Below are 13,449 nucleotides of genomic sequence, written 5' to 3'. Positions count from 1 at the left end.
TTATTTGTAGCCATAAAAGTAAGTGATATGAGGGATGCTATTTCCCGACTTCGATATTTGCGGGTGGTTATTTACTTGGGCGCAAACACCAAAAACGTCGCCTAGCATGTTTTCGGTTAATACCTCACTTGGCGTGCCTGTATGTGTAATTTCACCGTTTTTAATAACCACTAGTTCATCGCACATTGCAGAGGCTAAGTTTAAATCGTGAAACGATGCAAATACCGTTACACCCAACGATTTAGCAAGCTCCATAACCTGTATTTGGTATTTAACATCTAAATGGCTGGTTGGTTCGTCCATAATTAATAGTTGAGGTTGCTGCACAATAGCACGAGCAATAAGCGCTCTTTGTTTTTCACCGCCTGAGAGCGATTCAAAACTTTGATCAATATGATCCACTAACCCTACGGTGTTGATAGCTTGGATGATTTTTTGTTTATCAATATTGGTTATTGAGCTAAATAGCGATTTATGAGGCGTTAGCCCAAGTGCAATAACATCAAATACGCTTAAGTTAAATTGCGAAGGGGTTTCTTGTAAAACAACCGCGACTTTTTTTGCGTACTCATCACTTTTTAGCTGCCAAATGTCGGTGTTGTTAAACTCTACAACGCCATCACTTGGTTTATTAAAACGATATAAACAACGCAATAAGCTCGATTTACCTGCGCCATTAGGTCCAATTAAACCAACAAATTTACCTGTGGTTATTTTAAGGTTTATTTTTTTGAGAATCGTTTTATTGCCAATACCCCATGATACGTTTTTAACGTTTAGTAAAGGCGTGTTTAGCGCTGATTTAGTGTGCAACAGTGAGTCCTTGGTAGGCGTGTACTCACTAACAATACAGCTAACAATAACTAGTGCATTAATAAAAATGAGTAAACCCGCTCGTTAAAAAATTATACCAATCTATTTAGATATAGAACCTATTAAGCGATAAATTTAATTCGTTAAATTGTTCAAATATTTATGCTGATTGGTATTGCTCATTTGTATCTGACTTAAAGCGTTGTACTAATTACAGTTACGGGAATAGTTGAGGATTTGCACCTCATTCCAAATGAGGGTCTATTATGGGCGGGTAAATAATTTAAAGCAAAAAAAACCGCGCTCAAAGGAGCGCGGTTAAAAAGGGAGTGTTCTAACTAATTAGACTAGTCGTTAAAACTTGTATTCCATACCTAAGCCTACGTAATCTTGGTCAACATTGTTGTCCATGTCAAAGCTTGAGTAAAAACCAAATACTTTAATGTTTTTATTTAATTTGTGATCAAGACCAACTGAAATTGCTGACTTATCGTCGCTGTCGTCAAAGTCCATATCTTGGTATTGCACTTTAAATGTGTTGCTACCCATGCTGTAAGCAGCATTTAGCAAGTAACCATCCGCTTCTGCGCTGCCATCTACTGCTTCTTGTGTTTGGTACATTGCACCCAATTTAAAGTTTTCGATTTTACCTTGGATTGATGCACGCACTACGTCGTAGCCATTTACTTCACTATCGGCTGCAATAGAGGCGTATACCGCGCTCTTTTTAAGAGCCACGTCACCGTATGTCACCGCCATTGAATAACCGTTATCAGCGTCTACATCGTCTTCAGCTACAAAAGTAGCAAGTACTTTAAAGCCTTCGTATGAGTTTGATGAGTAGCTAACTGTGTTTCCTAAGCGGTTTTCACCTTTAAATACATTTTTAATATCGCCTTCAAGGTCGTTAAATAAATCTAACTTACCTTGAGATTGCTTAAGCGCAGTATCGTTACGACCAATTACAACCTGACCAAACGCACCTTTTAAACCAACGTATTGGTTACGCGCAGAAATATTGTCGTCGTTATCGCCTTTTGAATCAGCATCAGACACATCAACTTGAAACTCAAACTTATATACCGCTTCTAAACTATCATTTATTTTTTCAGAACCTTTAATACCAAGACGAGATGCATTACTTTTTATCTCGGTAAAAGACCCTTCGCCATCATCAGATGATTGCACTGTTACATTCGCTTTACCGTAAATGTCTACGTCGGCAAGTGCATTAAAAGATAAACCACTTAATAGTGCTAAGCATAAGCTCGATTTTACAAATTTCATGTTATTTCCTTGGATAATCACAAAAGACTAATTTTCAAAACTGCTGCATTTTGTCATTCCTAAATGACAGTAATATTACAATAGAAATATTACTGTCTTTTTTTGTTAATAAAAATGCATTAAATATGAAATCAAAATAACATGAAAGCCTAGTAGATGGTCGTACTTACTTACCTTGCTTTAATGACAAGCTTGGCGTCATTTGCGAAAGTAAATTAACTAAGGTTTCTATTAGCTCTTTTTGCTCGTTGTCTCTGTGATACGCAATAAATACGTCTCTTGAGGTGTTTTCTACCCCTTTAACATGAAACAACTCACCTTTTTCTAAATGCCCTTCAACCAATACTTGAGGTATAAATGCACTACCACCACATTGCAGTATTAAATCAAGTGCAATACGTCCCGTGCTGGTTCTAAAGTAAGGTGGCGTTTTTCCTGTAAACTGACGCGCATGCCAAAGAGAAAAAGTAGTTCCCCAATCCACATACACATATTGATTATCAAAAAAGTTTTCGTTCGTTGCGGTGTCGTATCCGCTTACTGGAATGATTGGCAACTCACAAATACGCTCTACTACGAGTTCATCTACTTTTGGTGGATCAAATAATATTGCCAAATCGAGAGTACGCTCTAATAAAAGTCGAGTGCTCTCTTGTTGTGCTTTAACTTCTGCAACTAACGACACGCCCGGCATCGCCGATACAATATTTGTTATACCAAACTGTAAAAAAGCATCCCAAATATTAGGCGTTCCTGCTAAGCTAATTTGCTTATGCATATTGTCGGCAAGTGCAACATCGACTTTGGCCCGCTGCATGCCCGTAATAATCATTTGTGCGTGCGGTAATAAGCGCTCGCCAGGTGCTGTAAGTTGAATATTATTACGCTGGCGAATAAACAAATTAACACCAAGCCCTTGCTCTAATTGGCGAATTCTAAAGCTCACTGCAGACTGCGTAATATAAAGGTTTTCGGCCGCTTTACCAAAGTGACGCGTACGCACTACCTCAACGAATGTTTTTAATAAATCGATATCCAATTTTTTATCCTCACGATAAAAATAATTTGTTTAATAAATTGCCAAACTTGCATCATACTCCAGCTAATTAATTGGGTATGAGGATAAAGCTATGAGCAATAACATTTCATTACTACGCCAAGCATTTGTTAGCCAACGTCAATTTTATGATGATCAGAATTTTCCACGTGGTTTTAGCCGCAGCGGAAACTTCACCTTATTAGAAGCCAGTATATTAGAACAACACGGTGTTGTTTTAAGAGGCTTATACAGTAAAACAATTGAGCCGCAAAACGAACATCAAGAACAGTTTGTAGCAGTAGTCACTGGCTCACAAGAACCTACTAACCCAATCGAACGTGCTTGGGTAAAATACTTAAAGCTAACGACCTGTAAAACTAAGTTTCATACTTTATTTGGCCGCTCAAAAATGTCAGGACCGGCACCGATTAGCCAAGAGTATTATTCAGAAGCGGATAATCTGTAAGTACTTAAGTTATTTGCTTTTTTGCGTTTTAACAGTTACAACTTGTATAAGCAAATATTTTTGCAAAATATAAACAGGGTTGTTCCGTGACGCGAAAAATACTAATAGTTGAAGATACACCTGCAATGGCGCGAGTGCAAAAGCACATCGCGCTTAAAGCAGGCTATGAAGTTGATATAGCAGAGTCATTAGCACAAACAAAAGAGCTTATAAGTAAAAATAGCTACTTTTGCGCTGTAGTTGACTTTATATTACCTGATGCCCCATCAGGTGAAGCAGTACCCTGCACTGTTAATGCTGATATCCCAACTATTGTAATGACGGGTAATATTGATAAAAAAACCCGCGACACCGTCGAAAAATACCCAATCATCGATTACATCATTAAAGAAAACAAACAAGCTTACCAATACCTAGAAAAACAATTACACCGCTTACCTCGCAATGAAAATGTAAAAGTACTCGTTGTTGATGATTCTAAATCGACTCGACGATACATTTGCAGCTTGTTAGTTCGTCACAAATATCAAATTATTGAAGCACAAGACGGACAAGAAGCATTAAAAATGCTCGAAAGTTCACCCGACATTTCAGTCATCATTACTGATAACGAAATGCCAAACATGAATGGTGATGAGTTATGTAGCGAAATTCGCCGCTTATATAGCAATGACGAAAAAGCCATTATTGGTATTTCGGGCTCTGACTCTGTAGGGCTTTCTAGTTTATTTTTAAAAAATGGCGCAAACGATTATTTACATAAACCTTTTAATAGTGAAGAGTTTTACTGCAGGCTTAGCCAAAACGTCGATATGCTAGAACAAATAGCCACAATTAAACGCCAAGCCAACACCGATTACCTAACTAATCTACCTAATCGTCGTTACTTTTTTGAAGAAACAAACAAATCACTCAAAAAGATTAAAAATAAGCAAGGTTCAGGAGCGCTAGCCATGCTTGATATTGACCATTTTAAAATAATTAATGACACTCACGGGCATGATGTAGGCGACGAAGTATTAAAAGGGCTCTCCATTTGCTTTAGCAAATATTTTAAAAAGTATTTAGTGGCCCGCTTAGGTGGCGAAGAGTTTGCCGTTTACTTTGCAAATGCGGATAAACAAGAAGCGCTAAAAAGACTTGAAGGTTTTAGGTACTTTATAGAGGCGAATAGCCAAGAGTTTAGTAAAGAAAAAATCAAATTTACTATATCTATTGGTTTTGCAGATGGACCTGTTTATCAAATTGATGAATTATTAAAACAGGCCGATTTAAAGCTTTACGACGCTAAAGAATCTGGTCGTAATAAAGTAGTTAGCTAACAGCTCTATTAGGTTAATTATACTTCAGCGGCTGTAATAGCCGCTTTTTTACGTTTGCGTGATTGATTGTAAGAATCCCAACTAAAAATAGCTAGCGCACTCCAAATACATGCAAACGTTACTAATCTCTCAGCGTCAAACACTTCACCGTAAAACACCACTGCCAATATAAACATTAGGCTTGGCCCAATATACTGAAAAAAGCCTAATGTAGTGTATTGCAAACGCTTAGCGGCGCCGGTAAAACACAGCAATGGTAATGTAGTTACAATACCTGCACTAATCAGTAATGCATTAGTATGCCAATCGTTAGCTGGCAGGCTTGATGTTGTTGTAGGCACCATTAACCACCAATAAATGAGTGCAACAGGCAGTAATATAAGTGCTTCGAGTAAAATGCCAGGCAAGGCTTCAACGGGTAGTTTTTTACGTAACAACCCATAAAGTGCAAATGATATAGCTAATGAAAATGCCACTACCGGAAACGAGCCAAAACTAATTAGCTGCAGCACAACACCGGTAAAGGCCAGTGCCACTGCTACACCTTGAAACTTACGCAGGCGTTCACCTAAAAAGAGCATACCCAGTAATACATTTAAAAGAGGGTTTATGTAATAGCCCAAACTCGCATCAAGCATATGGTTATTATTTATAGCCCATATAAATAAACCCCAGTTAAACCCTAGTAATGTTGAGGTAATAACAAGCATAAGCAAAAGCTTAGGCTGAACAATAATGCGTTTAACTTTATCCCAATACTTTAAAACACTTACTACTAGTACTAAAAATACAACCGACCAAACAACCCGATGCATTAAAATTTCAAAGGCAGAAACATGCTGAATCAACTTAAAATATATTGGCGCAAGGCCCCACATAAAAAAAGCAAGACAAGCAAAAATAGCACCTTTACGCTGCTCAGTATCAATCGACATAATAAACACTTAGTGATTTAAAAGGCCGCTAGTTTACTTCCCATACACGTTTTATCCAACTAAATACGTGCCTGTCCCAAAAGCAATTTGAACAGACTGTTCATTATGTAATTCCATTCGACAAACACACACTTTATTACCTGAGCGAATAAGTGTGGCACTCGCTGTAAAGCTCTCTCCTTTACCAGGGCGCAAATAATCAGTGCGCAAGTCGATAGTCCCAAGCGTGGCTAATTTTGTTTGCACACTTCCTATATCTAAATCGGTGAGCTTATCAATCACGCTTGCTGCCGCGAGCATACCGCCTACATTATCAAGTACGGCTGAAATAACACCACCGTGCAGTATTTTTTGCGCAGGGTTACCAATGAGTACATCCTTCCACGGAAACGTAATTTTGGCCTGTTCAGGGCTCAACGACTCAACCGATATTTGTAAAAACTGGTTAAACGGCATGCCATTTACAAATAATGCACCCACTTGTTCAATTAACATTTCTTTATTCATTATTATTCTCCATGCTTAAACTGGTACGATGAGTAAAGCATAACTTAAGCAAAACTACGAGGTTCTAGTTAAATCATTTACTTAGCAACCTAACTTTAAGGAAGCAGATCTATCTTAATAAGCGGTTTCAACACTACCAGAGTTTAATTTACTTACAATAGAGTTGAGGTTAATACCAATTAGCTTAATTAAGTGATCTATCTGGAGGTAAGAAAATAGTGTCTATAACAAGGCAAAAAACTCGTTATTTAGTTGTTCTATATCAGAAATTTTTAACGCAGCGAGCGTCAGATTTGATCCCTCAAATTGATTAAGTAGTATTGCGGATTGGTATAAGTAACTCAGCTAAAGACATCTCACTAAAAAACCACTAAAATACCCGCCAATGAATACATCAACACCACCTTCTAGCACCCTTGTGCGTAAACCCGAAACTGTCCTCAAACAAGTGTTTGGCTACAGTGAATTTCGCGACGGCCAAAAAACAGTTATTGATGCTGCTATTAACGGCCAAGACTCGCTTGTATTGCTCCCTACTGGCGGCGGAAAATCGGTTTGCTATCAAATACCCGCTTTAGTGCTTGAAGGCGTCACTATTGTTATATCTCCGCTCATATCGCTAATGCAAGATCAGGTAAGTCAACTTCAAGCACTTGGGGTTAAAGCCGCTTACGTAAATAACAGCTTAGCGCGAGAAGAGCAGCAATTGGTGTATCAACAGCTTCATCAGGGGCAAATTAAGCTTTTATATGTGGCACCTGAAAAAGTATTACAACGCGAATTTTTAGAGCGTTTATCGCATTTAAATGTAAGCTTATTTGCCATTGACGAAGCGCATTGTGTGTCGCATTGGGGTCACGATTTTAGGCCTCATTACTTTCGCTTAAACGAATTAAAGCAACGTTTTGCACATGTACCCATGATGGCGCTCACTGCAACTGCCGATAAAGCCACCCGTTTTGATATAGTTGAGCAACTAAAACTACAACAGCCTTATATTCATACTGGCAGCTTTGATCGCCCCAATATTCGCTACACCATAGAAGAAAAATTTAAACCTATGGTGCAACTGCTTCGCTACTTAAAAGAGCAAAAAAGCCAAAGCGGTATTATTTATTGCACCAGCCGTAAACGCGTAGACGATATTGCTGAAAAAATTGCAGATGCAGGGCTAAACGCTGCCGCTTACCATGCAGGTATGAGTAACGAGCAACGACAATTTGTACAAACTGGTTTTGCCCGTGACGATATACAAATAGTGGTCGCAACCGTTGCTTTTGGTATGGGGATTAATAAACCCAATGTACGTTTTGTACTGCATTACGATATTCCAAAAAGTATCGAGTCGTACTATCAAGAAACGGGGCGTGCTGGGCGAGATGGACTTGCCGCAGAAGCCATAATGTATTTTGACCCAGCTGATATTGGCCGTGTAAGACGCTTTTTTGAAGACATAGACGACGAGCAACGCCGCCGTGTAGAAGAACAACGCTTTAACGCAATGGCAAGCTTTGCCGAAGCACAAACGTGTCGCCGCCAAATTTTGCTTAACTACTTTAGTGAATATCAACGCGAACCCTGCGGCAACTGCGATATTTGCTTAAATCCGCCAAAAAGCTTTGATGGTACATTGGTTGCCCAACAAGCGCTTTCTTGTGTGTATAGAGCTGACCAGCGCTTTGGTCTTGGGTACATTGTTGAATTACTACGTGGTGCAAATACTAGCCGCATACGCGATAACAATCATCATGAGCTAAGCACTTACGGCATAGGTAAAGATAAAAGCAGTGAATTTTGGCTTAGTATTTTACGCCAGCTTATTCATCAAGGCTTACTTAGCCAAGATATAACGCAAGGTGCGTCACTTAGGTTAACCGAAGCCGCGCGTGCAATTTTAAAAGGTGAGTACGCACTGCAATTAGCCGAGCCACGCCTGCAAGCCAAACACGTTTATCAAGATAAGTTAGCGCAATTTAATTACGACAAAAAACTGTTTGCTCGCCTGCGCGCACTACGTAAAGAACTTGCTGATGCCGATGATGTACCACCTTATGTGGTATTTAATGATAAAACGCTAGCAGAAATGGCGCAGCTTATGCCAACAAACGACAGCGAATTTTTAAAAGTGTCGGGTGTGGGTTTTACTAAGTTAAATAAATACGGCGGCGAATTTTTAACTGCAATTCGCAATTACCTAGCTACAAATTAAGAATGTTATGACCCAAATAGAATATGACCACGCCCATAAATACATTTTAATTACGCCAGTCGAGCCTCCACACGATGAGGACTTTGAACTGTGGAGCACACTCTTTTTACACTCGGACGATGTAACACTCAATGAGTATTCTGCAGGCGCCGATCGCCATCAAGTCCGCTTTACCTATAATCAGCAGACCTTTAATTTAAACTATGAGCATTACAGCCAAAGTATTTGGATTAATGCCGAAGGCCATGAAGCTGAGCACTTATTAGCCGCTTTAGCATTTTATTTAAGTTAGCTTTTAATACCCCGCCCACAGGCGGTTCTAAACCAGGTTGGTTATTAACATAAGTGAATATGAGTAACAATTAATTAGTTTCAAAATCCATACCTTTTACTTACATTATAATAACAATGATGTAAGCTGATATTACGATAGTCATTTGCTACGTAGCAGTAAAGAGGTTTAATGGTGAACAAGAAATGGATAGCACAATGTTGTATTAGCTTAACGGTTTTAAGCTTTTATGTGCCTAATGCATTCGCACAACAATCTTCAACGAAAACTGATAACTGCCTTGTAGAACAGACAGATTTAAGCACAAATAAAAACTTACGCCGAGAAGTTCAAGACAAAACAACCCTCACGCACAGTAATAGTAACGCTAAAATAGCCTCAATAAAGCTCAAGCAACTTAATGTATTTAATACTGAGCTTGAAGAGGAAAATAATGCCCTATTCCGATTTGCTAACCGCGCTCATATTCAAACAGAGCCCGATGTCATTAATAACCTTTTATTATTCTCCCCTGGTGACAAGTACGATGCTAAAAAGCTTGCCGAGTCTGAGCGCTTACTTCGTAAAGAAAGTTACTTATATGATGCACAAATTAGTGCAATCGAAAACTGCGACGGTGACGTTAATGTAGAAGTGGTTACCCGTGATTTATGGACACTTTTACCTGAAGTAAACTTTAGCCGTAGCGGTGGAGAAAATAAATCAAGTATAGGTTTTAGAGAATCAAACCTGCTTGGTTGGGGGAAGCGCCTTTCTTTGTCACGCACGACCGACAGCGATCGTAGCGGTTATTTATTTGTTTACGACGATCCTAATATTTTTTCTACTCGCTACCGCGGCCGTTTAGAGTACGCTGATAACAGCGATGGCAAGCGCCATTTACTTGAGCTAACCTATCCATTTTACGCGATAGACACCCCTTTTAGTTACGGTATTTTAAGCTATTCTGAGCAGCGCGAAGAGTCACTATATAAACGCGGCGAAGAGTTTAGCGAATTTGATCAAACTACTGATTTAAACCGTGCATTTATAGGACACTCTAAAGCGCTTAATAATAATTGGACCCAACGCTTAACCTTAGGTTATACCGACGAGCAGCATACCTTTGAAGCTATAGACACTACATTTGCACCACTTGCCGATGACAGAAGTTTAAGTTATCCCTTTATAAGCGGCCATTGGTTTGAAGATAACTACATAAAAGTACGCAATTTTGACAGTATATCTCGCACTGAGGATTTAAACTTAGGTTGGAATATTAAAAGCTTAATTGGCTATTCAGACGAATCATTAAGTAATGACGACAGCCGCGCGGTGTATTCTGTTAACTTTAAAAAAGCCCACTTTACTAACGATAATACCTTATGGCGTTTTAGTGCTGATATTGATGGCTATTGGAATAAAGAACAGAAAAAACTCGAAAACTTTATGGCCACTAGCCAAGTACAATATTATTTAAATACCAGTGAAGACCAATCTTGGTATGTTAAAGCCCGGGTACAATACGCAAAAAACCTTACTGCTGATCAACAACTTACTTTAGGCGGCGAAACAGGCCTGCGTGGTTACCCTATGGATTATCAACATGGCGACCGCAGCTTTTTAGTTAATCTAGAAAAGCGCTATTACTGGGAGTACGATTTACTACAACTATTTAAAGTGGGTGGCGCAGCTTTTGTAGATGTGGGCAGAGCATGGTTTAACGATAAAGATAATGGCGAAAACGCACATGTATTAAAAAATATAGGCGTGGGTCTTCGTTTAGCACCAAGTCGTGCAAACTCAGGAACCATGATCCACATTGATATTGCAGCCCCAGTTGATAGCTACGATGACGTAGACTCAGTACAGTGGTTAGTGAGCGTTAAAAACACTTTTTAAATAATACAAACGCGTTAAACTAATACCAATTGAATTAAATTAAATTGGTATTAAAGTTCAGGGCCTAATGTGGAAATAATAGAAGTTTTAGAATTGTTTGCATCACAATATAAGTTAATTGTAACTATAATCGCTATTTTGGTTTTCCCTCTGCTATTAAAAATAACCAAAAAATTACTCGAAAAAGCAATTAAGGGGAAAGTTGATTTACACCGAAAATATCGTGCAGAGCTCTTACTAAAAATTATACTCGCCTTTGTCGTGCTGTGTTTAGTTTTAGTATTTTGGGGTATAGAGCTGCGTGGCTTATTGGTTTTAGGCTCCTCTTTATTTGCTATGTTGGGCGTAGCACTCTTCGCTGCTTGGTCATTATTAAGTAATCTCACCGCATTTTTACTAATGTTTATTCAAAACGATTGCCGCGTTGGTTATTGGGTACGAATTATTGATGGTGCAAATCATATTGAAGGGCGCATTGTTGAAATGGGCTTAATGAATGTAGTACTTGAGCATATTGATGGGCACCGTGTAATTTACCCTAATAATTTATTTGTGACACGCCCTGTCATGGTTTTAAATAAAGAACCAAAGCCAACAAAAGCTCCCGTTATAAAACGTATTATTGGCCCTAAAAAAACATAGTTTAAAAAGCATCGTTTATAAAGCAATACTCACAAAAAAGCCGCAGTAAGTAATTACCTACTGCGGCTTTTTAATGCTCAGCTAAACAGAATTTAGTTTAGCTATTAGTTATTTAGTTCAGCGGTTTTAAGCTCGTCATCTAAATCGTTTATCTCATCAATAAAGTTCTCTAGTTGCTGCTCTACTAAACTATTGTCATTTGCAAAGTAAGCAAGGTGGAATACCGCATCACCTTCATTTACCAATGGCATAGTTTGCTGACCAATAACAATACCGCCTTTAGGCGCTAAAAGCTCAAGCTCAGAGTCACCTAGTGGGCTACTAATATAAGCAAGTACTTGCCCTTTAGTTACATGCTCCCCTAGTGATACTTGTGCACGCACAATGCCATCAACTTCGGCACGTATCCAACTAGTTGAACCTGCAATAATAGGATCTGGTAACTTTTTAGGACGCTTGCCACGGATCATTTTTAAATGACGCATAACATAATCAACACCCTGTACACCGGCCGCAATTGCGATTGGATCAAAACGCAGTGCTTCACCAGCTTCATAGGTTATAACCGGGATACCTAGGTTTGCAGCTTCACTTCGTAATGAGCCATTACGCAATGATGCATCTATAACTGCTGGCGTGCCGAATGCTTTAGCCATTTCCGCGGTTGCTTCATCAGCTAAGTTAGCGCGAATTTGCGGTAAGTTAGTTCGATGAATAGCGCCAGTATGTAAATCAATAATGTGGGTACAATGTATTGCCACTTGATTAAAAAACATATAAGCCATACGCCCAGCAAGTGAGCCACGCTCAGAACCTGGGAAGCTACGATTCATATCGCGTCTGTCTGGTAAGTAACGCGATTTATGAATAAAGCCAAACACATTCACAATAGGCACAGCGATTATTGTACCGCGCAGTTGGCTTGGGTCTATTTTAGCAATTAATTGACGCACAACTTCTACGCCATTTAGCTCATCACCATGAATAGCCGCACACACCATAAGCACAGGACCTTCCATTACACCGTTAACCACTTCAATAGGAATATTAAGTGGTGAATGGGTATAAAGTTTAGCTGCCTCTAAGGCAAGTGTTTTACGCTCGCCTACGCCTACACTCTCTCCTAATAAGGAAAAAGGACGGTTAATTTTAACCTTTGCCACGTGTTGCTGTTCCTTTACTTGAAGCATTTTTTTCGATGAAATCAATCACCATGCCTGCAATGTCTTTACCTGTTGCTATTTCAATGCCCTCTAAACCTGGTGATGAGTTTACTTCCATCACAAGTGGTCCACGAGATGAGCGAAGTAAATCAACTCCCGCTACGTTCAAGCCCATTGATTTAGCCGCCGCTACTGCCGTTTTACGTTCTTCTGGAGTAATACGAACTAATGTAGCACTACCGCCACGGTGAAGATTAGAGCGGAACTCACCTTCTTGTGCTTGGCGCTTCATTGCTGCTATTACTTTATCGCCTAATACGAAACAACGTATATCGGCACCACCCGCTTCTTTAATGTATTCCTGAACCATAATATTAGCTTTTAAGCCCATAAATGCTTCAATAACGCTTTCTGCCGCTTTGCGTGTTTCAGCAAGTACAACACCAATGCCTTGTGTGCCTTCAAGTAATTTAATTACAACAGGTGCACCGCCTACCATTTCTAGTAAGTCTTTTACATCATCTGGTTTGCTAGCAAAACCTGTTACTGGCATACCAACGCCTTTGCGCGAAAGTAACTGAAGTGAGCGTAATTTATCGCGCGAACGAGAAATAGCGACTGATTCATTTACAGGGTAAACACCCATCATTTCAAACTGACGAAGTACCGAACAGCCATAAAATGTAACCGATGCACCAATACGCGGGACGATTGCGTCAAATTCTTTTAAGTTTTCACCGCGATAGTGAATTTCTGGTTGCTCAGAGTTTATATTCATATAACAGCGCAATGCATCAATCACTTTAACTTCGTGACCGCGTGCCTCTGCCGCCTCAATTAAGCGACGCGTTGAATATAATTTTCTGTTGCGAGATAAAATACCGATTTTCATA

At 39.3% G+C, this 13,449-nt stretch carries 13 protein-coding genes and 1 riboswitch; of the genes, 6 read left to right on the top strand and 7 right to left on the bottom strand.

Translation table 11 applies throughout. The annotated features are described in order from the left end of the window. The 3 genes from I6F50_RS08165 to I6F50_RS08155 form a co-directional block, all read right to left on the bottom strand. Window positions 1-813, bottom strand: coding sequence for an ABC transporter ATP-binding protein (locus tag I6F50_RS08165; protein ID WP_165741358.1), 813 nt, complete (start codon window positions 811-813; stop codon window positions 1-3). Window positions 814-975: 162 nt separating this feature from the next. After that, window positions 976-1,100: riboswitch (cobalamin riboswitch) on the bottom strand. Window positions 1,101-1,167: 67 nt separating this feature from the next. Next, window positions 1,168-2,100 (bottom strand): porin, encoded by a 933-nt coding sequence (locus I6F50_RS08160; protein ID WP_197175914.1) that lies wholly within the window; start codon window positions 2,098-2,100, stop codon window positions 1,168-1,170. Between the two features lie 166 nt (window positions 2,101-2,266). Further along, on the bottom strand, window positions 2,267-3,139 hold the full coding sequence (locus I6F50_RS08155; RefSeq protein ID WP_010553277.1) for a LysR family transcriptional regulator: 873 nt from the start codon (window positions 3,137-3,139) through the stop codon (window positions 2,267-2,269). A 91-nt stretch (window positions 3,140-3,230) separates the two neighbouring features. Here I6F50_RS08155 and I6F50_RS08150 point away from each other — a divergent pair, with 91 nt between their 5' ends. Continuing rightward, a complete protein-coding gene (locus tag I6F50_RS08150) occupies window positions 3,231-3,605 on the top strand; it encodes a DUF413 domain-containing protein (protein WP_007583734.1) in 375 nt (124 codons plus the stop codon). An 86-nt stretch (window positions 3,606-3,691) separates the two neighbouring features. Continuing rightward, entirely contained in the window at window positions 3,692-4,927 is a 1,236-nt protein-coding gene (locus I6F50_RS08145) for a response regulator (RefSeq protein WP_024592846.1), read from the top strand. Window positions 4,928-4,944: 17 nt separating this feature from the next. Here I6F50_RS08145 and rarD read toward each other — a convergent pair whose 3' ends face one another. Continuing rightward, window positions 4,945-5,862 carry an EamA family transporter RarD gene (gene rarD / locus I6F50_RS08140; protein ID WP_165740539.1) on the bottom strand — a complete coding sequence of 306 codons (918 nt, stop codon included), beginning with the start codon at window positions 5,860-5,862 and terminating at the stop codon, window positions 4,945-4,947. A gap of 51 nt (window positions 5,863-5,913) precedes the next feature. Next, the gene (locus I6F50_RS08135; protein WP_197119790.1) at window positions 5,914-6,369 is read right to left on the bottom strand and encodes a thioesterase family protein; all 456 of its coding nucleotides are present in this window, start codon (window positions 6,367-6,369) and stop codon (window positions 5,914-5,916) included. Between the two features lie 385 nt (window positions 6,370-6,754). On the opposite strand from I6F50_RS08135, the gene recQ reads away from it, so the two are divergent. From recQ to I6F50_RS08115, 4 genes are all read left to right on the top strand, one after another. Further along, on the top strand, window positions 6,755-8,578 hold the full coding sequence (gene recQ, locus I6F50_RS08130; RefSeq protein WP_010553279.1) for a DNA helicase RecQ: 1,824 nt from the start codon (window positions 6,755-6,757) through the stop codon (window positions 8,576-8,578). A 7-nt stretch (window positions 8,579-8,585) separates the two neighbouring features. Then, on the top strand, window positions 8,586-8,870 hold the full coding sequence (locus tag I6F50_RS08125; protein WP_007583724.1) for a DUF3630 family protein: 285 nt from the start codon (window positions 8,586-8,588) through the stop codon (window positions 8,868-8,870). Between the two features lie 171 nt (window positions 8,871-9,041). After that, window positions 9,042-10,751 carry a BamA/TamA family outer membrane protein gene (locus tag I6F50_RS08120; protein WP_197119791.1) on the top strand — a complete coding sequence of 570 codons (1,710 nt, stop codon included), beginning with the start codon at window positions 9,042-9,044 and terminating at the stop codon, window positions 10,749-10,751. A 69-nt stretch (window positions 10,752-10,820) separates the two neighbouring features. Then, window positions 10,821-11,393, top strand: a complete 573-nt coding sequence (locus I6F50_RS08115; protein WP_197175913.1) for a mechanosensitive ion channel domain-containing protein — start codon at window positions 10,821-10,823, stop codon at window positions 11,391-11,393. A gap of 104 nt (window positions 11,394-11,497) precedes the next feature. Here the strand turns inward: I6F50_RS08115 and I6F50_RS08110 are convergent, their stop codons facing one another. Both I6F50_RS08110 and rimK read right to left on the bottom strand, forming a co-directional pair. After that, window positions 11,498-12,556, bottom strand: coding sequence for a succinylglutamate desuccinylase/aspartoacylase family protein (locus I6F50_RS08110; RefSeq protein WP_007585786.1), 1,059 nt, complete (start codon window positions 12,554-12,556; stop codon window positions 11,498-11,500). Next, entirely contained in the window at window positions 12,543-13,448 is a 906-nt protein-coding gene (gene rimK / locus I6F50_RS08105; RefSeq protein ID WP_002961977.1) for a 30S ribosomal protein S6--L-glutamate ligase, read from the bottom strand. Before rimK ends, I6F50_RS08110 begins: the two co-directional genes overlap by 14 nt. Between the last annotated feature and the right edge of the window lies 1 nt (window position 13,449).

It is taken from the genome of Pseudoalteromonas sp. NZS127_1, assembly GCF_015864295.1.
GTDB lineage: Bacteria > Pseudomonadota > Gammaproteobacteria > Enterobacterales > Alteromonadaceae > Pseudoalteromonas > Pseudoalteromonas arctica.
This window is presented reverse-complemented; position numbering and strand designations above follow the sequence as displayed.

Excerpts from the sequence above, each read along its gene's own strand:
- I6F50_RS08160 (WP_197175914.1), bottom strand. The coding sequence starts at position 2,100 with ATGAAATTTGTAAAATCGAGCTTATGCTTAGCACTATTAAGTGGTTTA.
- I6F50_RS08150 (WP_007583734.1), top strand. The coding sequence starts at position 3,231 with ATGAGCAATAACATTTCATTACTACGCCAAGCATTTGTTAGCCAACGT.
- rarD (WP_165740539.1), bottom strand. The coding sequence starts at position 5,862 with ATGTCGATTGATACTGAGCAGCGTAAAGGTGCTATTTTTGCTTGTCTT.
- I6F50_RS08135 (WP_197119790.1), bottom strand. The coding sequence starts at position 6,369 with ATGAATAAAGAAATGTTAATTGAACAAGTGGGTGCATTATTTGTAAAT.
- recQ (WP_010553279.1), top strand. The coding sequence starts at position 6,755 with ATGAATACATCAACACCACCTTCTAGCACCCTTGTGCGTAAACCCGAA.
- I6F50_RS08125 (WP_007583724.1), top strand. The coding sequence starts at position 8,586 with ATGACCCAAATAGAATATGACCACGCCCATAAATACATTTTAATTACG.
- I6F50_RS08120 (WP_197119791.1), top strand. The coding sequence starts at position 9,042 with ATGGTGAACAAGAAATGGATAGCACAATGTTGTATTAGCTTAACGGTT.
- rimK (WP_002961977.1), bottom strand. The coding sequence starts at position 13,448 with ATGAAAATCGGTATTTTATCTCGCAACAGAAAATTATATTCAACGCGT.